The sequence below is a fragment of the Adlercreutzia equolifaciens genome (genome assembly GCF_029076695.1).
Taxonomy (GTDB): Bacteria; Actinomycetota; Coriobacteriia; order Coriobacteriales; family Eggerthellaceae; genus Adlercreutzia; species Adlercreutzia equolifaciens_A.
In genome coordinates, this window is sequence record NZ_JARFIK010000002.1 from 1,124,951 (window position 1) to 1,146,936 (window position 21,986).

Annotated in this window: 19 protein-coding genes; 2 read left to right on the top strand and 17 right to left on the bottom strand. The window is 63.1% G+C overall.

Translation table 11 applies throughout. The features are described 5' to 3' along the window. Nucleotides 1-590 precede the first annotated feature (590 nt). The 3 genes from PZH32_RS10220 to mtnA form a co-directional block, all read right to left on the bottom strand. On the bottom strand, nucleotides 591-1,430 hold the full coding sequence (locus PZH32_RS10220) for a hypothetical protein (RefSeq protein ID WP_275208004.1): 840 nt from the start codon (nucleotides 1,428-1,430) through the stop codon (nucleotides 591-593). Then, a complete protein-coding gene (locus PZH32_RS10225; protein ID WP_275208006.1) occupies nucleotides 1,423-2,184 on the bottom strand; it encodes a ParA family protein in 762 nt (253 codons plus the stop codon). Before PZH32_RS10225 ends, PZH32_RS10220 begins: the two co-directional genes overlap by 8 nt. Nucleotides 2,185-2,572: 388 nt before the next feature. Next, nucleotides 2,573-3,925, bottom strand: coding sequence for an S-methyl-5-thioribose-1-phosphate isomerase (mtnA, locus tag PZH32_RS10230; RefSeq protein WP_275208008.1), 1,353 nt, complete (start codon nucleotides 3,923-3,925; stop codon nucleotides 2,573-2,575). Between the two features lie 171 nt (nucleotides 3,926-4,096). Between mtnA and PZH32_RS10235 the strand changes: the two genes are divergently transcribed. Beyond that, the gene (locus PZH32_RS10235; protein WP_275208010.1) at nucleotides 4,097-4,267 is read left to right on the top strand and encodes a hypothetical protein; all 171 of its coding nucleotides are present in this window, start codon (nucleotides 4,097-4,099) and stop codon (nucleotides 4,265-4,267) included. Nucleotides 4,268-4,519: 252 nt separating this feature from the next. Here the strand turns inward: PZH32_RS10235 and ppdK are convergent, their stop codons facing one another. Beyond that, nucleotides 4,520-7,237, bottom strand: coding sequence for a pyruvate, phosphate dikinase (gene ppdK, locus PZH32_RS10240; RefSeq protein ID WP_275208012.1), 2,718 nt, complete (start codon nucleotides 7,235-7,237; stop codon nucleotides 4,520-4,522). Nucleotides 7,238-8,637: 1,400 nt separating this feature from the next. On the opposite strand from ppdK, the gene PZH32_RS10245 reads away from it, so the two are divergent. Next, on the top strand, nucleotides 8,638-9,636 hold the full coding sequence (locus PZH32_RS10245) for a hypothetical protein (RefSeq protein ID WP_275208013.1): 999 nt from the start codon (nucleotides 8,638-8,640) through the stop codon (nucleotides 9,634-9,636). Here PZH32_RS10245 and PZH32_RS10250 read toward each other — a convergent pair. The 13 genes from PZH32_RS10250 to PZH32_RS10310 all read right to left on the bottom strand — a co-directional run bounded on the left by PZH32_RS10250 (nucleotide 9,633) and on the right by PZH32_RS10310 (nucleotide 21,811). Beyond that, nucleotides 9,633-10,526: a pyruvate, water dikinase regulatory protein gene (locus PZH32_RS10250; protein WP_275208015.1), complete on the bottom strand. Its 894-nt coding sequence runs from the start codon at nucleotides 10,524-10,526 to the stop codon at nucleotides 9,633-9,635. The two genes, PZH32_RS10245 and PZH32_RS10250, sit on opposite strands and share 4 nt — an antisense overlap. A 1-nt stretch (nucleotide 10,527) precedes the next feature. Continuing rightward, the gene (gene glyS / locus PZH32_RS10255) at nucleotides 10,528-12,615 is read right to left on the bottom strand and encodes a glycine--tRNA ligase subunit beta (protein ID WP_275208017.1); all 2,088 of its coding nucleotides are present in this window, start codon (nucleotides 12,613-12,615) and stop codon (nucleotides 10,528-10,530) included. Nucleotide 12,616: 1 nt separating this feature from the next. Continuing rightward, complete coding sequence (locus tag PZH32_RS10260) at nucleotides 12,617-13,717, bottom strand: glycine--tRNA ligase subunit alpha (RefSeq protein ID WP_275208019.1); 1,101 nt, start codon at nucleotides 13,715-13,717, stop codon at nucleotides 12,617-12,619. A 46-nt stretch (nucleotides 13,718-13,763) separates the two neighbouring features. Next, nucleotides 13,764-14,336, bottom strand: coding sequence for a signal peptidase I (gene lepB, locus PZH32_RS10265; protein WP_275208021.1), 573 nt, complete (start codon nucleotides 14,334-14,336; stop codon nucleotides 13,764-13,766). 42 nt (nucleotides 14,337-14,378) lie between these two features. Continuing rightward, nucleotides 14,379-15,299, bottom strand: a complete 921-nt coding sequence (trmD, locus tag PZH32_RS10270) for a tRNA (guanosine(37)-N1)-methyltransferase TrmD (protein ID WP_275208023.1) — start codon at nucleotides 15,297-15,299, stop codon at nucleotides 14,379-14,381. A gap of 27 nt (nucleotides 15,300-15,326) precedes the next feature. After that, nucleotides 15,327-15,851: a ribosome maturation factor RimM gene (locus PZH32_RS10275; RefSeq protein WP_275208024.1), complete on the bottom strand. Its 525-nt coding sequence runs from the start codon at nucleotides 15,849-15,851 to the stop codon at nucleotides 15,327-15,329. Then, entirely contained in the window at nucleotides 15,852-16,106 is a 255-nt protein-coding gene (locus PZH32_RS10280; RefSeq protein ID WP_275208025.1) for a KH domain-containing protein, read from the bottom strand. It lies immediately after the preceding gene. Between the two features lie 4 nt (nucleotides 16,107-16,110). Beyond that, nucleotides 16,111-16,356 (bottom strand): 30S ribosomal protein S16, encoded by a 246-nt coding sequence (rpsP, locus tag PZH32_RS10285; protein WP_275208027.1) that lies wholly within the window; start codon nucleotides 16,354-16,356, stop codon nucleotides 16,111-16,113. 89 nt (nucleotides 16,357-16,445) lie between these two features. Beyond that, on the bottom strand, nucleotides 16,446-17,108 hold the full coding sequence (locus tag PZH32_RS10290) for an ABC transporter ATP-binding protein (RefSeq protein ID WP_275208029.1): 663 nt from the start codon (nucleotides 17,106-17,108) through the stop codon (nucleotides 16,446-16,448). After that, entirely contained in the window at nucleotides 17,102-18,211 is a 1,110-nt protein-coding gene (locus PZH32_RS10295; protein ID WP_275208031.1) for an ATP-binding cassette domain-containing protein, read from the bottom strand. The genes PZH32_RS10290 and PZH32_RS10295 overlap by 7 nt, the downstream gene beginning before the upstream one ends. A 9-nt stretch (nucleotides 18,212-18,220) precedes the next feature. After that, a complete protein-coding gene (locus PZH32_RS10300) occupies nucleotides 18,221-19,093 on the bottom strand; it encodes an ABC transporter permease (protein WP_275208032.1) in 873 nt (290 codons plus the stop codon). Then, nucleotides 19,090-20,079 (bottom strand): ABC transporter permease, encoded by a 990-nt coding sequence (locus PZH32_RS10305; protein ID WP_275208033.1) that lies wholly within the window; start codon nucleotides 20,077-20,079, stop codon nucleotides 19,090-19,092. The genes PZH32_RS10300 and PZH32_RS10305 overlap by 4 nt, the downstream gene beginning before the upstream one ends. Nucleotides 20,080-20,110: 31 nt before the next feature. Further along, nucleotides 20,111-21,811, bottom strand: coding sequence for an ABC transporter substrate-binding protein (locus PZH32_RS10310; protein ID WP_275208034.1), 1,701 nt, complete (start codon nucleotides 21,809-21,811; stop codon nucleotides 20,111-20,113). Nucleotides 21,812-21,986: the final 175 nt, after the last annotated feature.

Genomic DNA, 21,986 nt, shown 5'->3' on the forward strand with positions numbered 1-21,986 from the left:
CTCGTTCTCTCCTTCGGTTCGGCGGGCTGGCCATGGCCTGACCCGCTTTCCCGCTCCAAGCCATTTTCTTGGTCTGAAATGGCCTTTTGTTGACACTTCGTTGGTTGCCGATTGCCCTTTGGGCATAGTTCTGCCAAAGAGCGTTTTTTGTTCATGGATAATTATCTACGAAATGGCAACAAAGTAAAGTCGACGCGGTTTCAATTATGTGCCTCTAACTGGGCTTTTCCTGTTGACTTTGCGTTACATTGAGACGAATTTAGTCCATTTTTCTCCATAATTCGGTGGAAAAGAAATCTTCTCGATCTCCCAATAATTTTCAAAACTTAAAATTTTCCAAGTTATATAATGATTATATCACTTTATCTATTAAACATTTAGTGACGTTGTGTCATAGACTCAACATTAAAAAACGCCACTTGACGTGGCGTTATTATAAAGTTCGTTTAATCTCATAATCATAAAATGATTTTATGAGTTCTAATTTGAAAAATCATTAATGATTTATAACATTATATGTTTATCTGTTTATCTTATTAAATGTGTACGAAATAATACATTTTGGTAACGAACGAAAAAATTCACAAAATTTAGCTCATCAATTTGCGAATGAGCGCTTCGTAGGCGGCAACGGCAGCCTGAAGCTCGGAGCGATGGTTTTCCCAATACTCGTCAAGGGCTTGGCGCATCACTTCGGCACGCGTGATCTTCATGACCTGAGCCAGAAGGTCGGCATGCTCGCGCTGCTCGGCCGTCATGGGTACCAGCACCTGAGCCGTCATGCGATTGCCCGCCGTCTCGGCTTCGGCCGCTGCCTCAGCCGGCTGTGCCTTCTTGCGACCGCGCTTCGCACGAGGTGCCTTCGGCTTCTCAGCGGTCTTTGCCGTTTTCGAGGCCTTGGGGGCAGCCGGAGCCGGACGCGGAGCCTCTTCTTCCACGATAAGGTCCGCCGAAGCCGTAGGGGCCGCCAGATGATCGGGAAGGATGTCGGGGATGGCACTGGCCGTCGCAGGCTTCGCCGCCGAGGCCGCCGACACCTCCGTAGACCCGGACGATGCCGAAGCCGCATTGGGCGTTGTCGCGCTGACGGCCGCCCGGCTTTCGGACTGGATCGGCGCCACGGACGTCTTCCCCCGCTTCGCACCCTCTTCTCCTTCGGCCACAGCACTGGCCGAGCGCTTGATTTCAGAGGAACGGGCCGCCGTGGTCATGGAAGAGGCGTTGAGGGCGTCCTCGAGTGTGAAATAGTCAGGCACTTCCGCAGCACCTTCCAAAGGCGGCTCCCCCTTCACTTCCTCGGCAGCCGCAGTTTCGCCTTGGCGCTTCGGATGGGCCGCCTCTTCCTGCAAGGCGCTTTCCTGGGCCGCTCCAATGAAGGCGGCCGCCGCCCGGGCCGCGTCCATTTGGGCGCGCAAATCTTTCTTAGCCATTGACGTCCTCCATAAGCTCATCGATGAAGAAACGGTAGTCGTAGGTAACCTTGGCCGAAGGGGCGTACTCGAAGATAGGCTGCTTCACTGCTTGGGACTCCTTGATAACCGTGGCCTCGCGAATCCAGGCCTTGAACACCTTAGTGTCCAGCTCTTCGGCCATGGCCTCGGCATCCTCGTGGATGATCTTCGAGATGGAAGTGCGCGGGTTGTAGCGCGTAAGCAAAATGCCGGCAATGCGCAACCCCGGATTGGTGTACTCGCGAATGGCTTCGATGGTAGCTGCCAGGTCGGTAACGCCATCGAGCGAGTAGGCATCGGCCTGGGCCGGAATAACCACCCAGGAAGCGGCCGTCAGCGCGTTCACCGTCAGGGTGCCCAAAGCCGGCGGCGTATCGAGGATGGCGTAATCGTAGCTATCGGCTACAGCCTCCAGCGCCTTGCGCAAGCGGTAGTCCTTGCCCACGCTGGACATGAGGTCGTCAGCCTTGCCGTTCAGACGACTGGCGGGCACCACATGGTAGCCATCGATGCCCTGGGCGGCCTCGGCTATGGAGGCATCGCCCGTAAGCACCTCAAGCGACGAGGGAACGCCCGAGGTTTGGGCCTTAAGCGTCGTGGAGAGGTTCATCTGCGGGTCCAAGTCCACGAACAGCACCCGCTTGCCGTCCTGTACCATTTTCGCCCCAATGGCCAAATTGGTCGTGGTCTTCGCCACGCCGCCCTTCTGCGACGCTGCCGCCAAGGTTATCATGCACACTCCTCTCGCCCGCGCGTCCCACCGCGCTCGGCCTTCGCGCACCAAGCCAGACCCTGGGGCCAGGGCATAGTGCTCCACTCTCTATGATAAGTGCACTATAACATATAATGTTATATTTGATATAGGACTTATACCTTATATTTTTCGCTTTACATAACATCGGCCTCCGAGGCGTAATGCCGCGGAGGCCGATTTGCGGGATGATTTAGGGACAGTCCTTGAGCGTGCTTTCTCAAGGAGCGAGGCTGATCGATTCCGCAAGCACGGTTAAGCGCGCGCGAAGGATGCCCTCAGCAGCAAACGTCCTTGCAGAAACTGGGCTCGTGGGTCAGCAAAGCTGGTCTTTTGCGAAGCGACGAGCCCCCGGTCCGACACTACCCTACTATTCGGTGATGATTGCGGTAATGAGCTCGGCAGGCGTCACGTCGAAGGACGGGTTATACACCTCGACCCCAGAGATGGGGTTGGGTAGCACCTCCGCTGCGGCTCGCTCCTCGATGGGAATCTCAGCGCCCGTAGCCATGGACTGGTCGATGGTGCTGGTAGGAGCGGCCACGAAGAACGGCACCCCAAAGTGACGGGCCAGCACGGCCACGCCCAAGGTGCCAATCTTGTTGGCGGCATCGCCGTTGGCCGTAATGCGGTCGGCGCCCACTACCACGGCATCGATGAGCCCCCGGGCCATCACGCTAGCGGCCATGTTGTCGCAGATCAGCGTGACAGGTACCCCCGCCTGGGCCAACTCCCAGCTGGTCAGGCGCGCGCCCTGACCCACGGGGCGCGTCTCGTCGGCGTAGACGCGCTCGATCAAGCCCTCCTCGGCGGCCGCGTAGATAACGCCTAGCGCCGTGCCATAAAACGCCGTGGCAAGACTGCCGGCATTGCAGTGGGTGAGCACGGTCAGAGGGGCGCCCTTCCGCTCGGCCAATTCGCGCAAATACGCAGCTCCGTTGGCACCAATAGCACGGTTTACCGCCTCGTCTTCGGCAACAAGGTTCTGAGTAGCCCGGCAGAGAGCCTGAGCCACCGCTTCAGGCCCCTGGCCCTCCCCTAGCGCCGCCTGGGCTACCGCCAAGGCGCGATCGACGCCCCAGCCCAGATTTACGGCCGTGGGACGGGCGCTCTTAGCCAGGTTGCCCGCAAATTCCAAGGCCATGGAGAACAACTCCGGGTCGAACGCGCACTCGTCGAGGACGAACGTGCGGTGGGCATCGAGCGCCTCGCAGGTGAAGGTACGGGCAGGTGGGTCAGCGGCGACGGCCATGGCGGCCAGGTCCGAACCAGATCTCTCAACAATTGCCTCAACCGCCGTTGCTCCATAAATGGCAGCAGGGGCTGAATCATACGAGGCGTTATCGCTGGTAGCGAACGATCCTAAGCCGTTTTGCGGCGCTTCAGTATCCATTGCGCCCTTCGGCCCCCGTTGGCACATCAGACAGGCGTACACGTCGTCTGAGGGCGTCTGACAGCATGCTGCGGCCTGGGTATCCGCCTCATTGGCCGCCACGAACTCAAAAGCGCGCAGCATAACTACCGCGGCGCCCGCCACGCCCAGGGCCGGGGCGCCGCGTACCGCCAGCGTCTTCACCGCATCGATGACCGTGCGCCAATCCGACGTGCGCAGATAAGCCAGCTCATCCGGCAGCAAGCGCTGGTCCACCATCACCACTTCCGGCACCCCGTTCGCAAGCTCAACGGTTATAGTTCGCGGAAGCTTCTCGAGAGTCAAATGCACGGGTATCCCCTTCCGAAAATTATCGGCGCAGGTCAGCTGCGAGTCGAAGAAATCAAGTCCTAGATTGAAAATTATGGTGCGCTATCGTGAGCGCGTCAACGGTGTAAGTCCCGTGCTGGCAGTGCCTTCCGAACCTATTGGCTTGTCCAACAAGACGGGAGGTGATGGCCTATGGAGTTACTCACCATTACCATGAAGTTGCTAACCGCTGCCATAGGGTTTGCAACGGCGCTGGTGAAGCTTTATATCCAAAGCACCGAGCAGAAACGCACGACTGGTGAAAAAGAAGCCCCGGACGCGGGCACGTCCGAGGCTCACACCAGAAACGGCACTGCCCGCTAACCAAACCGGGCCTCCGTTGGCGCCCATTCTAGCAGCCTTGCACCCCCTAAAGCAAGGCCCTGACACAAAGAAGCCCCGGACGCTGCCACGTCCGGGGCTCACACAAACAACGGCACTGCCCGCTAGTCAAACCGAGCTTCCGTTGGCGCTCATTTTAGCGGCCTTGCACCACCTAAAGCAAGGCCTTTCGACAACAAAAAAAGGGCGGGAACCCGTGGTTCCCGCCCTATGTAGCACGCTAGTTCGTGCCGTTTAGCGCTGCGCGATGGCAGCCTGAGCAGCGGCCAGGCGAGCCACCGGCACGCGGTAGGGAGAGCAGCTGACGTAGTTCAGGCCAATGCGGTTGAACGTGGCGATGGAGTCCGGATCGCCGCCGTGCTCGCCGCAGACGCCGCACACCAGGTCGGGGTTGCCCTCGTGACCCAGCGCAACGCCCATCTCCACCAGCTTCGCCACACCGGGATCGATGGTGGCGAAGGGGTTGTAGGGCAGCAGGTGCTGGTTGAGGTACTGCGGCACGAACTCGCCCTCCACGTCGTCGCGGCTGAAGCCGAAAGTGGTCTGGGTGAGGTCGTTGGTGCCGAAGGAGAAGAAGTCGGCCTGGGTGGCAATCTCGTTGGCGGTGACAGCCGCGCGAGGCAGCTCGATCATGGTGCCGACGGGGATTTCCAGCTCCACGCCCTCGGCCACGGACACCTCGGCGATGACGGCCTCGGCCACCTCGCGCAGGGTTGCCAGCTCGGGCAGCACGGAAACCAGCGGGATCATGACCTCGGGCAGCGGGTTCAGGCCCTCCTTCTTCAGACGGGCAGCCGCCGTGGCAATGGCGCGCACCTGCATCTCGGGCAGGATGGGATACACAATGCCCAAACGGCAGCCGCGCATGCCCAGCATGGGGTTCTGCTCGGCGAAGCCGTCGATCTTCTCCAGCAGATCGTGCTTCTCGGCCAGGGCGTCAGCGGAAGCACCGGTGGCCTCCATCTTGGCAATCTCCACGGCCAGCTCGCGCGGGCTCTCCAGGAACTCGTGCAGCGGCGGATCGAGCAGACGCACGATAACCGGCAGGCCGTCCATGGCCTTGAACATACCGTAGAAGTCGCCCACCTGGGCCTCGAACAGGTCGTTCACGGCCTTCTCACGGATGAGCTCGTCGTCGTTCAGGATGAAGGTCTGGATGATCTGCTTGCGATCGCCCAGGAACATGTGCTCGGTGCGGCACAGGCCGATGCCCTCGGCACCGAAGCTGCGGGACAGTTCGGCGTCCTCGGGGTTGTCGGCGTTGGCGCGCACACCCAGGGTACGCACTTCGTCAGCCCACTCCAGGATGGTGTCCAAATCGCCGGTGAGCTCGGGCATGACCAGATCAACCGCGCCCAGCACCACAATGCCCGTGGTGCCGTCGATGGAGATCATGTCGCCCTCGCGGATGACAATGTCGGTGCCGGCAATGGCGGCTTCCTTCTTCGCCGCGTCGATCTTCAGCGCTTCCACGCCGCAGACGCAGGGGGCGCCCATGCCGCGGGCGATAACGGCCGCGTGGCTGGTCTTGCCACCGTGCGAGGTGAGGATGCCCTCGGCGGCAATCATGCCGGCCAGGTCGTCGGGGTTGGTCTCCCAGCGCACCAGCACGCACTTGCGGCCGGCCTCGGCGGCCTCCACGGCGTCGGTAGCCGAGAACACGGCCTCGCCCACAGCGGCGCCGGGGGAAGCGTTCAGACCACGGGCCACCACATCGTAGGTGGCGTCCTTGTCGAACTGCGGGTGCAGCAGCTGATCGAGCTGGTCGGGAGCCACGCGCATGATGGCCTCCTCCTTGGAGATGAGGCCCTCCTTCTCCATCTCGATGGCAATGCGCAGGGCGGCCGCAGCGGTGCGCTTGCCGGCGCGAGTCTGCAGCATCCACAGCTTGCCCTGCTCGATGGTGAACTCGATGTCGCACATGTCGCGGAAGTGGTTCTCCAGCACGCCGAAGATCTCCTCCAGCTGGGCGCCGGCCTCTTCCAGACCGTCCACTTCCTTGAGCTCGGCGATGGGGCTCGTGTTGCGGATGCCGGCCACCACGTCCTCACCCTGGGCGTTCACCAGGTAGTCACCGTAGAACTCCTTGGTGCCGTTGGCGGGGTTGCGGGTGAAGGCCACGCCCGTGGCGGACGTGTTGCCCTTGTTGCCGAACACCATGGACTGCACGTTGACGGCCGTGCCCAGGTCGTCGGCAATCTTGTTGGTCTGGCGATACAGGACCGCGCGGGGGTTGTTCCAGGAGCCGAACACGGCCTCGATGGCCAGCTGCAGCTGCACCATGGGATCCTGGGGGAACTGGACTTCGCCGTCCACCACCAGGCTGGGGTAGGCAGCGCCGTCGACGTTGTCGGTGAAGATAGCCTTGAACTCAGCAACGAGCTCCTGCAGATCCTCGGCCGTAAGGTCGGTATCAGAAGCCACGCCGCGGTCGTTCTTCATGGCCACAATGGCGTTCTCGAACAGATCGCCGTCGAGGCCCATGACCACGTTGGAGAACATCTGGATGAAACGACGATAGGAGTCCCAGGCGAAGCGCGGGTTGTCCGTCTGCTTGATGAGGCCATTGATGGACTCGTCGTTGAGGCCCAGGTTGAGGACGGTGTCCATCATGCCGGGCATCGAGAAGGGAGCACCGGAGCGAACGGAAACCAGCAGCGGGTCCTCAGCGTCGCCAAGGCGCTTGCCCATGCGCTCTTCCAGGTCGGCGCGGTACTCGGCGATGGTATCGAGAGCGCCCTCCGGCCAGGTGTTGTCGGCGTTGGCGTACTCCATGCAGGTTTGGCACGTGATGGTAAAGCCGGGAGGCACCGGCAGGCCGATGTTGGCCATCTCGGCCAGGTTGGCACCCTTGCCACCGAGGATCCACTTCATGTCGGTGTTGCCCTCGGTCACATTGTTCCCGTTGGCGTCCTTGCCGAAAGCGTAGACGCGCTTCACTGCTTCTGTCACCTTACTTCTCCTTAAAGCTGTGCGCCGCCCGCGCGACGCGATTGCCTTTACCCGCCATGGCCAGCCGAGCCGGTTCTGGCGTTTGCGCCTGCCGCGGCCGCCCCGCGCTGAAGTGCGCGAGCTTCCTGCGCGCTTCGGCGGGCAAGCCCTGCGAAGGCACGTGGAAGCATGCGGCGTGCCATCCCGAAAAGGGCGACCCACCTGAGACAACGACAAAACGCGTCCATAAAATGAACTGGTCCTAGTATAAGGGATTCCCTCACGGTTTTTGCGGGACGGAGCCCCAGTCCGCTGGTAGGAGCGCAAAAACTCCTCAGCGGCGGGGCGGGAGGCCGGGCTGACAGTTGCGGGGAGGCTGGGGCCCACTGGCAGCTGCGGACGTGCGGGGCCGGCGGGGGCGTGACGGGTTGCGGGACGAGAGCGCGAGTGGTCAATTTCGGGGTGTTTTCCATCAACACATCGTCAACAAGCGATTTTTGGTCAATCAGGGGCCGTTTTCCATCGATTCGGTGGTCAATCGGCCCTCGTTTTCCATCCGCGATTATCTGCTCTGACATATCCCCAGGTCAAACGAACGCGAATGAAATAGCGAAATCCACCCTATAGGCAAATCGATGGAAAACGAGGGCCAATTGACCAAAAAGTTCCTATTAACGCTGCGTCGATGGAAAACGGCTCCTGATTGACCAAACGCGGCGCTCCCCTCCTGCTGGTGAGCTTAACCTGGCCCGAGCGCAGTCGCTCCCCACTGCCGGTGAACCCAGCGCTCCCCGCCCAAGCAGGGGCGATCCCTGCCACTGGTACACGTAGGGCTTCCGCCAAAACACGCCACCTTTCTTTGCTTTTCGAAATCTGTCAACTTCCATCAACACGGGGACGGAGAGTCTGATGACCCTCAATTTAACTGGGAAAACGCTTATCGGAACTGATTCAAATACCGTATCTACTCGTGCTTGCACTGAAAAAACTGGCGGGTAGTTCGCTTATGACCGAAGGGGTACTGAGGAAACGGATCTACACTGGCAGCGTCAACAAAGTAAACACGACGAAAGGGTCGCGCCACTGGGTACCTTGGCTGCGGCAAGAGCCGCAAGCTTCAGGGGCCATTGCACCGCCAGCGCCATTCGGCCACCAGCGCCACCAGGAACCTTGGCTGCGGCAAGAGCCGCAAGCTTCAGGGGCCATTGCACCGCCAGCGCCATTCGGCCACCAGCGCCACCAGGAACCTTGGCTGCGGCAAGAGCCGCAAGCTTCAGGGGCCATCGGGCCATCAGCGCCATTGGCTCGGCAGGGCCATTAGGCCGGCAGCGTTATTGGGCGGCCAGCGCCATTGGCTCGGCAGCGTCATCGGGCCACCAGTGCCATCAGGCTGCGAGCCTTTCGAGCAAGGAGGGAGCCCTATGCGACTGGTACTTCGGGGGTTGAGCGCCCTTTCGTTCTGGCTGTCCACCTACACCATTGACGAGCAACGAAAAACCGACGGGAAAGTGCTCCACGACTGCGTGCCTACACAGAAATCCCTCGCCTATCTGCACCAGCAGCTTCCCCAGCTCAAAGCTCCTTATCATCTGCTAGTTCCCTCGTGGATTCGCCCCAAGCAGGACTGCGTTATGGCCACATCGCGCTACCGCTACCCTACAGGCTCGTTCTACCCCGTGGCCAACGGCATTTTCACGGCCACCCCCGAGCTGTGCTTCGTGCAGCTGGGCAAGGCCGTCTCCCTTCACGAACTGGTGCTTTACGGAAGCGCCCTGTGCGGAACCTTCGTGATTGACCCAGCGGCCCAGGGCGGCCTTGGCAAGCGCAAGCCCCTTACGAGCGTGCGAAAGCTGACGCAGTACCTCAACCAAAACAGCGGGCTGGGCGGCGTGGCCAGCGCCCGCCTTGCCCTCCCCTACCTCACGGAAAACGCGGCCTCGCCGCCGGAGATCTTCTTGCAGATGCTCCTGGCGCTGCCCGCTCATTTGGGCGGTTACGGGCTGCCGCGCGGCGAGACGAACCGCCGATTGGAGCCCTCAGCGCGGGCCTGCGCCATTGCGCAGCGGAAAACGCTCGTCCCCGACTGCTACTGGTCCGAGCACCAGCTGGCCCTTGAATACGATTCCAACGCGGAACACCTCACCAAGCGCCAGATCACTCGCGACGCCACCAAGCGCATGGCCCTGGAGGCCGACGATATCAAGGTGATCACCGTCACCAGCGAGCAGCTGCGCAACCCGTATCGCATGGAAACCGTGGCCCGCGAAATCGGCCAGCACTGCAAGCTTCGCCTGCGCACCCGCGACAAGCGCTTCCCCGCGCGGCATCGGGACCTCTACCGTCGAGGTTGGTCGCTGAACGCGCTCTTCAACGAAAACTGGCTCGCAGAATCTGAGAGCGCGGCTGAAACGTTGCCCTAATCCACAATCTCCGTGGCGGTGGGATGGGAGCGCTCGTAGTAGCGCAGCACCTCTTGGGCACTTTCCTCCACGGCGCGCTGCTCGGTATGGATGACGATGCAGCCCAGCTGCCGCATGAGGGCGCGGGCCTTCTCCAGATCCTGGTAGATGTACTCCGGATCGGCGTAGCGCTGCGAGATAAGTCCCACGCGGCCGGACTTCTTCATGCGGCGCTGACGGATGGGGGCCAGCACGTCCGGCGTGGTCATGAGGCCGAACAGTCGCGTGCGCTCGACGTCGAAGATCTCCTTGGGAGGCTCGCTGGCGGGATCTAAGGGCACATTTGCCACCTTGTAGCCCTGCTGCGCCAGGTAAATGGAAAGCGGCGTTTTGGAGGAGCGAGAGACGCCCAGAAGCACAATGTCGGCCTGGGTAAGGTCCTGGGGGTTGCGCCCGTCGTCATGAGCGATGGTGAACTCGATGGCCGAAATACGGCGGAAGTAGTTCTTGTCCACCACTCGCAGCATGCCGGGCTTGCCCACAGGCGCCATGCCGCTCATGTCGGCCACGGCGTTCACCGCGCGGGTAAGCACGTCGACGGCCACAATGTTGGGATGCTCCGCCAGAAACTCTTCCAAGGGTACACGAATTTCGGCATTTACCAAGGTGTACATAACCAGCAGCCGATCGCTGCCCAAGGCCTCCTCATGAAACTGAGAGTGCTCGAGCAGGTAGTCGCGCACCTCCTCGAAGCTTTTCACCTTCGAGAAAATTTCCAGGTGCGGCGTGGTGACGCCGAACTGGGCCGCGGCCGCGCGCGCCACCACCTGGGCCGTCTCGCCGATGGAGTCGGACACAATATGGATGGTGGGAACGCGCGCGGCCCGCTCGGCGGGCGTTAGATTATGCATGCTACTTCTTAGCCATCTGACCGAAGTCGGCCACGTGGGAGAACACGTTGGCGAAGCGGTTGAGCAACTTCAGGCGATTGCCGCGCACTTCGGCGTCCTCATCCATGACCATGGTGGTGTCGAAGAAGGCGTCGATGGGGGCGCGCAGCGTGGCCAGGGCCGTGATGGCCTCTTCGTAGCGATCGGCGCCCAGGGCATCGGCCACGGCCTCCTCAGCGGTGGCGATGGCCGCATCCAGCGCCGCTTCGGGCTCGGTGAGCAGCGCGCGCTTGTAGCCCGTGCCCAACTTGATGTCGCGCAGGTTGTTGGCGCGGGCGAAAGCCGTGGCCAAGTCCTCGAACACCTGGCGCTCCTCGGTGCGAGCGGCCTCCAGGGCGCGGGCGCGGCGGGCCAGCACAATGGGCTCCTCGATACCGCAGGCCAGAACGGCGTCGATAGTGTCGGCCTCAACGCCGCTGTCGCGCAGGGCCACCTTCTCGCGGGTAATGAAGAAGTCGATGATCTCGCGGCGCACCGTGGCGTTGTCGAACTCGAGCCCCGCCTCGCGATAGATGATGAGCGACGTGTCGATGGTTTCCACCAGGCTGATGGGCAGCCCCGTCTCCTCCAGGATGGCCAGGACGCCCAGAGCGGCGCGGCGCAGAGCGAAGGGGTCGGAGGAGCCCGTGGGCGCCTGGCCCACGGCGAACAGACCGCAGATGGTGTCGATCTTGTCGGAAAGCGCCACTACCTGGCCGATGATGTCGGTGGGAATGGCGTCGCCGGAGAAGCGCGGGCGGTAGTGCTCGGCGATGGCGCGGGCCACGCGCTCAGGCTCGCCAGCGGCGGCGGCGTAGTAGCTGCCCATGACGCCCTGAACGCTGGTAAACTCGATGACGGCGCTGGTGACCAGATCGGCCTTGGCCAGGTAGGCCGAGCGGGCGATGTCGCGCATCTCCTCGCGCTCGATGCCGGCCTGCACCGTAATACGGGCCGACAGCTTCACCACGCGCTCGGTCTTGGCGCGCATGGTGCCCAAGGCCTCCTGGAACACCACTTCGTCCAGACGATCGACGAACTTCTCCAAGGGGATCTTCAGATCTTCCTCGTAGAAGAACTTGGCGTCGTAGAGGCGGGCGGCCACGACGCGCTCGTTGCCGTCGATGATGGTGTCCTCGCAGGCAGGGTTGCCGTTGGAGACCACGATGAACTTGTTCGTGAGCTTGCCGTCCTCATCGTAGAGCGGGAAGTAGCGCTGGTGCATGAGCATGGCGTCCACGATGATCTCCTCGGGCACCTTGAGGAACTCCTCGTCGAAGGTGCCCACCATCACCGTGGGATACTCGGAAAGATTGATGACCTCGGTGAGCGTCTTGGCCGGCAGCTCGGCGCGATAGCCCGTGGCGGCCTCGGCGGCCTGAACGCCCTGGCGAATAACGGCCTCGCGCGCCTCCTGGGTGGGCACCACGTAGGCGCCCTCCACCACGGACACCAGCTCGTCGGCGCTGGGCACCGTGTGGGGGCCGGGGGCCAGGAAGCGATGGCCGCGGGTGGTGTTGCCGGCCACAAGGCCCGCGTACTCCACGGGAATGACCGTGGTGCCCAGCAGGGCCACCAGCCAGCGCACAGGGCGCGAGAACACTTCGGAAGTGGTGCCCCAGCGGCAGGACTTCGGCCAGCTGATGCCGTCGATAACACCGCGCAGCACCGCAGGCAGAAGCTCGGCAGTGTCCTGGGCGGCCACCTGGCGCACCGCGTAGACGTACTCCGTGCCGTTCTCGTCGCGACGCTCCAGATCGTCCACAGTCAGGCCCTTGCCGCGGGCAAAGCCCTCAGCGGCCTTGGTGGGGGTGCCGTCGGCGTCGAAGGCAATCTTGGCGGCAGGACCGCGGAAGACCTCCTCCAGCGCCTCGGTGCTGGAGGCCACATCGGCCACGATGGCAATGAGGCGGCGGGGCGAGGTGTAGATGGTCACATCGCCGTGGGGAATGCGCACGGCGTCAAGCGCCTCGGGCACCAGGGTGGCCAGTTGCTCGGTGGCACGCTTCAGGTCGAAGGCGGGAATTTCCTCGGTGCCGATCTCGAAGGCGAGCGTTTGGGTATTCGACATCTTAGGCCTCCTGGTCAGTGGCGTCGGGCAGGGTCACGAACTCGAAGGCGCGCTCGGAGTGATCGCCGCGCGACGAGGGGCATCCGCCCCCGGCCGGCCGCTCGGGCACCGCGGGCACCACGTTCGCGAGCTTCTCCTCCTCTACCGGCTCTTCAGGAGCCGAATCGAGGATGGCCTGCAAATCGGCGTCATTCACGTCCATACCCACGACGTTCTGCATATAAGAGGCGCAGCAGGCCTTGGCCAGGGTGCGCACGCGCAGAATATAGGCCATGCGCTCGGTGGCGGAAATAACGCCGCGGGCATCGAGCAGGTTGAAGGCGTGGCAGCACTTCAGCACCGAATCGTAGGCGGGCAGCGGCAGGTTGGCGCGCAGGGTGCGCAGGCACTCGGTCTCGCGATCGGCGAACTCCTGGAACAGGAAGTCGGTGTCGGCCACCTCGAAGTTGAACTTGGAGTACTCGCGCTCGTTCTCCAGGTACACGTCGCCGTAGGTGAACACCACGCCGTCGTCGCCGCGGGCCCACACGATGTCGTACATGTTGTCGACGCCCTGGACGAACATGGTCAGGCGCTCCAGGCCGTAGGCAATCTCCACGGGCACCGGGTTGCACTCGAAGCCGCCCACCTGCTGGAAGTAGGTGAACTGGGTGACCTCCATGCCGTCGATCCAAATTTCCCAGCCCAAACCCCAGGCGCCCAGCGTGGGGCTCTCCCAGTCGTCCTCGACGAAGCGCACGTCATGGGCGGCCACGTCGATGCCGATGGCCTCGAGGCTGCCCAGGTACAGGTCCTGGATGTTGTCGGGCGAGGGCTTGATGAGCACCTGGAACTGGTAGTAGAACTGCCCGCGGTTCGGGTTCTCGCCGTAGCGGCCGTCGGTGGGACGGCGGCAGCCCTGCACGTAGCAGGTGCGCCACGTGTCCGGACCCAGGGAGCGCAGCGTGGTGGCCGGAGCGTTGGTGCCGGCGCCCACCTCGTTGTCGTAGGGCTGCAGCACCACGCAACCCACCGACGCCCAGTAGCGCTGCAGGTTCATGATGACGTCTTGGAATGTGGGAGGAAGCTTCTCCTGCTCGGCGGTGGCCGTTTGCGAACTCATGGCTCTCCTTCTGAACGGGTATCCAACGGTGCGGCGCGAACAGGGCCTACAGAGGCCCGATGCTGTCCAGCGGCCAGTAGATGAATATCGCCTTTCCGGTGACGGTCGATGCCTTGATCGCCCCGAAATAGCGGGAATCCTGAGAATTAGTGCGGTTGTCGCCCATGACCCACAGGCCCCCTTCGGGAACCGTGTAGGGATAGTTGATTTCGGTGCCGTACACCGGCGTGAGCGGGTAGGACGGCTCGCCGCGCGTGTAGGGCTCGTCCTGCAGCTGGCCGTCCACATAGACGCGGCCGTCCTGCAAGTCCACCGTCTGACCGCCCACGGCAATGACGCGCTTGATGAGAATGCGGCCGGACTGGGCCGGATCGGGATCAGAGAACGTGACAATGTCACCGGGCTGCGGCGTGCTGGTGTAGTAGGTGATCTTCTCCGAAAACACCATGTCACCGGGCATGATGGTTTCCTCCATGGAACCGGAGGGAATTTCATAGGCTTGGAAGACGAAGGTGCGCAGGCCCCATGACAACACGACCACGAGCACAATAAGGCCCAGAAGGCTTATGAGCGTGCGCAGAAAACTCGAGGAACGCTCAGCGCGGCCGCTTTCGTTCATGGGTAGACAGACCCCTTCCTAGCATGGAAAACACGTGATTGTTTATGATACCCCTTCGTCGGAAGGATGCCAGTCCTCGCTCCAAGACAACAGATATTTCTGGTCAGCGGCCGTCAGGTTTCCCGCGCGTTCGAAGGCGCGCAGCAAGTCGGGGCGCAACTGAGCCGTGCGCTGCAGGCTCTGCTCGCGCCGCCACTGGGCCACGGCCTGATGATTGCCGGACAGAAGCACCGGGGGCACCTCCATGCCGCGGAAGTTCGCCGGGCGCGTGTACTGGGGGTATTCCAACAGCCCGCTGGTGAAGGACTCGTCGATGGGACCGTCGGCCGCGCCCAGCACGCCGGGCAGCTTGCGCACCACGGCATCGATGACCACCATGGAGGCCAGCTCGCCCGAGGTAAGCACGTAGTCGCCCAGGGAGATGACGTGGTCGGCCAGGGTGTAGACGCGCTCGTCGATGCCCTCGTAGTGACCGCAGATGAACAGCAGGTGGTCTTCTTGCGAAAGCTCGGTGGCGTAGGCGTCGTCGAAGGTGCGGCCCTGCGGGGCTAGGAAGACGATTTTTGGGCGCTGAAGCTCTCCGGGGGGCGGGGCCGCGGGGTACCCTGATTCGCTCAGACAGTCCTCGCTTGGTGAAACAGCCCACTGGGCTGTTTCAGTCGCTGCGGAACTCGCTCGGTCAGGGCACCCCGCGTCCCCGCCGGACTCTGCCTTGGTTGCGCCAGGGATTTCAATACCGAGAATATCTTCAACGGCTTCGAAGATGGGTTCGCACTTCATGACGAGGCCGGCGCCTCCGCCGTAGGGGTCGTCGTCAGTGGTGCGATGGCGGTCGTGGGTCCAGTCGCGCAGGTCGTGGGCCTTGAACTGCAGGATGCCCTTCTCCTGAGCGCGCTTCATCATGGACTCGCCCATGACGGAGTCGTACATATGGGGAAATGTGGAGAGGGTTTCGATGATCATGGGGGTTCCTTGGACGACCGCGGGGGTCTACAGGTCCAGCAGGCCGGCGGGAAGGGCCATGACGATGCGGCGGCCTTCCTCGTCCAGATCGACCAGGAAGTCTTCCGCCAGGGGAATGAGCACCTCTCCCCCTTCGGGGCGCTCGACGGTGATAAGGGGCTGCGTTGCGCGCTCGTCAATGGAGCGTACCGTGCCCACAAGGCCCGTTTCGTTGTCGAAAACCGTCCAGCCCTCCCAGTCGGGGAGCTCTTCGGCGTCTTCAAGCACAGACAGGTCCACCGCGTCTTCACGAGCCAGGCAGTGGCAGCCGGCGATGGCCTCGGCCCCGGACAGGTCCGTTACTTCCTCGAAGAATACCAGCGCCTCGTTGTCGGCGCGGTCTTCGGCGCTGGCCACGGTGACCGTGCGCGGGGCGTCCGTCACCGGGGGCACCAGGGCCAACGTCAAGCCCGGGTACAGCAAAAAGGGAAGGCCCGACGCACCTCGTGCGACGAGCCCTCCTTTAAGATTTTTCGGTTTCGCCAAGGTGGCGATATCAATCCAGCCGCGCATTTAATCGATGAGCTCCACATCGACCAGCTTGCCCGAACGCGACGCCGCGGCGCGCGCCAGAGTGCGGATGGCCTTGATGACACGGCCCTGACGGCCGATGACCTTGCCGGCGTCGTCGGGGTTCACGCGAATCTCGACCAGGATATTGCCGTCCTCGGTATCCACAGCGGTAATATCGAGCTCGTCCTCGACCTCGATGAGGGGGCGGACGATGGCGTCGACCAGACCGGCGAGATCCTCTGTCTGATCAGCCATAATGCTAGGCGTTCTCGCGAGCGATCTTCAGCAGCTTCTCAACGCGCTCGGTGGGCTGGGCGCCGTCGGCCAGCCAGCGATCCACCTTCTCCATGTCGAACTGGATGAGATGGGGATGAGCGCAGGGGTTGTAGCGACCCACTTCCTCGATGAAACGGCCGTCGCGCGGGGCGCGGGAGTCGGCGACAACGATGCGGTAGTAGGGGCGCTTCTTGGCGCCGTGACGGGCGAGACGAATCTTGACTGCCATGAAATGGAACTCCTTCTTGTACTTTCATTCTCTATACGCAAGCACTGTTCGCACAGTGCGGCGAAAACAGCAATTGCTAATAATACGGCTTAGCGGGCGCTTTGACAAGTTCCCTTCCACGAACTATCCACGGACGGCGCACCGCCCGCGGCTCCGTCGGTCAAATTCACCACGCAGGTGGCAAGGCGCGCGGCCAGGGCTGGCGAATGGGAGACGAAGAGAAGGCCAAGATGGCGCTCTTCCGCCTCGGCAAGCAGCATATCCCAGATACGGGCCTGGGTGACCGCATCCAGCATGGTGGATATTTCGTCGGCGATAAGGTAGCGCGGGTTGGCCGCCAGCGCCCGGGCGATGCAGAAGCGCTGCAGCTCGCCGCCGGAAAGCTCGTGGGGAAAGCGGGAAAGCCATGCCGGGCGGATGCCCGTCTGCTCCAGAAGACGCGTGTCGTCGGGCGTCCAGCCGGCCTCGCGCAAGGTGCGCTCCAGGCGCAGGCGCGGGTCCACCATGCGCTCGGGATGCTGGCCGATGAGCTGCACGGGGCACGGGCCGCGCTTGGGAAGCGGAGCGCCATCTACCAGCACCTCCCCCGCCTGGGGCTTCGCGTAGCCTGCCAGAATACGAGCAAGCGTCGTCTTGCCCGCCCCCGAGGGCGCCGCAATCTGCACCCGCTCACCGGGCGCGACAGCCAGGTTGAAGCTGCGGAAGATGACACGCCCGTCAAAGGCCGCCGTGAGGTTGCAAGCTTCTAACACGGAAAGTCACCGCCCTTCAGGTCGGGAGGAGCAGTCGTCGCTGGCGGGTGTTCCGACCGAGCGAGTTCCGCAGCGACTGAAACAGCCCAGTGGGCTGTTTCACCAAGCAAGGACTGTCTGAGCGAATCGGAATACCCGCCAGCGCCGACGGAGGAGCTTCCCGCAGAGAAGTCATGCTCAGGCAAAGCGTGCCAAAGCTGGCGGCTGAAAGGATGGGCCAGCAGCTCGGGCGCAGCGAAGTTCGCCACGGCCGTCTCTTCCACCACGGTACCGTCGCGAAACACCGCCACGCGGTCGGCCACCGAGAGCGCCAATTCGATATCGTGGGTAATGAGCATGACGCCACCGCCTTCATCGGCGAAGGCGCGCAGGTCGGCCAAGGCGCGCACGGCCAAGTCCAAATCCAGGCCGGGCGTAGGCTCATCGGCCACGATGAGCTTCGGCGCACCCATGAGCGCGCAGCACAGGAGCACGCGACGGGCCATGCCGCCAGAAAGTTCGTGAGGATAGAGCTGTGCCACGGACTCGTCCAGGCCGTAGCGGGCAAACAGCTGCCGGCGACGCTCGCGACGTCGGGCGGCATCGGCCCGTCGGACAGCCCCACGGCCCTGCGGCTCGCCCTCCACCTGACGGCCCACGCGCATAAGCGGGTCGAGACTGGCCACCGACTGGGGCACCAGGGCAATGCCTCGGCCGCGCTCGGCCGCCAACGTAGCGGCCGTCATAGGCTCGCCGTCGAACCAGATACGGCCACGCACGATGGCGTTCGGCTCGAAGAGCCCCAGCACCGCGTCGGCCAGCAACGTCTTGCCTGAGCCGGAAGCGCCCACCACGGCCACCATCTCGCCCTCGTGCACCGAGATGGACAGCCCGTGCAGCACTTCCACGTCCCGCTGGGCGGCACGGAAGTAAGGCTCGCCCTCGTCGTACATGCGGAAGCTGACAGTGAGATCCTCCACGGTAAGCAGGTGGTGCCCGTGGGCATGGCGCGAATCCTGCGCATGGGAATGATGGTGGTGCACGGGCTGAGCCCCATGGTCCACATGCTCGTGGGGCGCCGTGTTGCTCTGCCCCTGCGAGGCTGCAAGCTTCTTCTCCTCCATGGCCCCTCCCTACTCCTGGGCACTCTGGGGGTCCAGGAGGCGGCGCAGACCGCTTCCCACCCCATCGAACAGCATGACGGTCAGCACCAGCGCCACGCCGGGAAACACCGCCAGCCACCAGGCGCCGGCCGAAAGGTACCCCATGGCCTCGCTGAGGATAACGCCGATGGCGGGCATCTCGGGAGGCAGGCCGAACCCCAGGAAGGTGATGGCCGCCTCGTGCAGGATGGCGTGCGGGAACAACAGCACAAGCCCTACCAAAAACTGCGGCAGCACAAAGGGCACCATGTGGCGCCAGGCAATGGCAAGTCGAGAGGCCCCCAGCTGGCGAGCCGCCGCCACAAAGCCCGACGCCCGGCACTGCAGAATCTCTGCCCGCAGCACGCGCGTGAGGCTCGGCCAATGCGTAAGTGCCACGCCGATGGTAACGCCCCAAAAGCCCTTCCCCAGGGCATAGGAAATGAGGATGAGCAGCACGATATGGGGAATGCCCATCATAAGGTCGATAAGCCAGCTGACCGCGGCATCCATCCACCGCGGGCCAAGGGCCGCCCCCGCGGCCAAGACCAGAGCGATGAGCGACGAGGCCACCGCCGCACCGAGGCCCACCAGCACGCTGGTAGAAAGACCCGCTAAAGTGCGCAGGAACATGTCGCGACCCATCCAGTCGGTGCCGAAGGGATGGGCAAGCGAGGGCGCCAGCATCTTCGCCGCGAAGTCGGTCTGGTTAGCTGCACCGCCCACAGCAAGGCCCGCCACCACCACGGCTACGAGCACCACTGCTGAGAACACCACCAAACCCAAGGTAAGCCGGCGGTTCGTCGCGCGTCGCACTCGCGGTGCAGACAGCAGGGGGGCTGTTTCGGTTTCGCCGAACGTCACCGTTCTCCACCTCCTCGCGAACGACGCATGCGCGGATCCACTAGGCCGTAGAGCAGGTTGGCCGTCAAATTGCCGGCGAACACGAGCGCCGCGGACACCAGCGCGATGGCGGCCAGCAGGGCCACATCGCCACCGAGGCCGGCCGTCACGGCCGCCTGCCCCAGGCCTGGGTACGAGAACACCTCTTCCACCAGCACCGAGCCGCCGAATATCTCGGCAATCTGCGAGAACTGCAGGGTCAATGCCGGCAGCGCCAAGTTGCGCAGCCCATGGCGCGCCATAGCCTGGCCGGTTGTCAGGCCCCGCGCGCGAGCGAAACGGAAATAGGGGCTGCCCATCACATCGATGGCCTTTTCGCGCGTATGCAGGGCGATGTTGGCCACCCCCACCAGCGAGAGCGTAATGGCCGGCAGGGCCATGTGGTGCAGAGCGTCCAGGAAGGTGACATCCGCGGCACTCTTGCCCACCGGCACCGAGAAGCCCAAGGGGAACCACCCCAGCCATACCGAGAACACCATGAGCAGCAAAAGGCCCACCCAGAAGGTGGGCGAGGCTGCCAGTACGAAGCAGTAGCCCTTCACAAAGCGATCGAGCAGGCTTCCCTGGCGGAGCGCTGCCGCCACGCCAAGCGCGAAGCCGAGCACGCCGCTGACCAGCCACGCCACCCCCATGAGCGCCAGCGAGTTCAACGCGCGCGAGGCCACCACGTCCGCCACCGGCATGTTGTAGCGCAGAGAGGTGCCCCAGTCGCCGTGCAGGAAATCAGCGGCCCACGAGAAAAAGCGCTCGTGCATGGGCGTACCGACGCCCCAGTAAGCCTCGAGCGCGGCCCGCTTCTCCTCGCTCATGCCCAGAAGCGCCGCCTGCCCCACGTTCGCCTGCACTGGATCAACGGGCGAGAGACTCACCAGCGTGAACGTGAGCACCGCCACCGCCACCATGAGCAGCACGAATCGACCGATATTTCCCAGAATGAAGCGCGTCATGCCACCAGAGTAACCTTTCGAGCTTGGGGCCCTAGTTCCAGCTCCAGCGATCGATGTTGTTCACCAAGCTCCAGCCATGGCCATGAGGATGGGGCTTCTGTTCGGCCACCTTGAGACCTTCGCGCTCAAAGTACAAGTGGTCCACGTTCGCCAGCCAGACCCAGGTGGCGGCTCCCTGGGGCGCGACGCCCGACTGAGCCTTCTCATCCCACTGGGCTGCCTGGTAGAAGGGATAGCTCTCCTCCACCGTGCGCGCCGCCTGAGCCGCCTCGAGATTGGCATCGACCTCCGCATTCTTGTACTGGGCGTAGTTGCCCCAGCCGTTTCCGTAGGTAAGCTCGAACAACTCAACAGGAGAGTTGGAGCCCCAGCCCCACAACACCGGATCGGCATACTGGCGTGCATAGATGTCGTCCCAACTGGCACCCTTTGCGTTTACGGCAATGCCCAGCTCCGCGCACTGGTCGGCGAAATCGTAGGCAATGGCCTGGCGCGTAGAATCGCTGGCAGAGTAATACAAGTCGAAGGCGCAGGGCACACCGTCCTTAGCACGCATGCCGTCGCCGTCACGGGACCAGCCGGCTTCGTCAAGCAAGCGGTTCGCTTCTTCAACGTCCGTCTGCACGCGCATAGCCTCGCTCGACCAGGGCATGCCATCCCCCACCGAGAAGGCCTCATGGCCATAGCCGTTCAGCACGTGATCGATAAGACGCGTGCGGTCGATGCCATAGTTGAGCGCGCGGCGCACGGCCAGATCGCACGTAACGTCGTTGCCGGCCGCGTACTCGACGCCGTCCTCGGTTACGGTGTCCCCCGCCGGATTGCAGGGCAGCGAAATACCGCGGGAGTCCACGGAAGCACAGTTGAGCAGCGTATAGCCCGCAGGCACCGTTCCGGCTAGCGAGGCGGAGGTGTAGGCCACGTCCGCCGTACCCGACTGGGCAGCCGCCAGAGAGGCGTCCTCTTCCATGAATAGCACGACCACACGATCCATCAGCGGCTTTTCGCCATAGTAGTCGGGATTCGCCCGCAAGATGACCTGCTGACCGCGGTCCCACTGCTCCAGCATATAGCGGCCGCTGCCGATGGGATGCTCGCCGTAGTCGGGCCCGTAGGCATTGGCTGGCACAATGCCCACCACGGCCAGGGTGTAGAGCAGGGCGTTGTTGGGGCGCTCCATGCGCAGCTCGCAGGTATAAGCGTCCGTGGCCACCGCCTCGCGCACCATGGACAGGTCCGCCTCCGAAGCCTCACCGTTCACAATACCGTTGATGGTGAAGGCCACGTCCTCGGCTGTCAGAGGCGTGCCGTCAGTGAACTTCACGTCATCACGGATAGCAAACGTCCAGGTCATGCCATCTTCGGAACATTCATAGGCCGTGGCCAGGTCGTTCACAAATTCCAGGTTGTTGTCGGTGGTGATGAGCGTGGATTGGATAAGCGGCTCGTGGACATGCTCCCCAGCGCCCCAGGCCACCAGCGGATTGAATCCCGCCGCCGGCTCGGAGCTGGGCGTCATGGTGATGACCACCTGGCTCTCCCCGTTCGGGCCCACGCCGGCCCCCGCGATCGCCGAGCCACCACCAGACTCCGCACCTGCCACACCAGTTCCAGTGCTTTCTCCGCCCGCGCCGCCGGCACAGCCCGTCAGCAGGCCGGCCGCCACTGCACAGCCTGCCGCACAGCCAGCCCACGCCATAAACGAGCGACGGGTAAAGAGCAATCGTTCCACGAAACCCTCCTTTAGTGTTACATCTTTTCAGTACGTAACAATAGCAGAGTCGCCCCTTGAGTGTTACAGAATGACAATTCGTAACCATATAAGGCGGCGAACGGCTTCTGGCTTCAAGAAAAGAGCTCCCCGCAGGGAGCTCTTACCGCACACGGAGGGCGCTTTTACCTGCAGA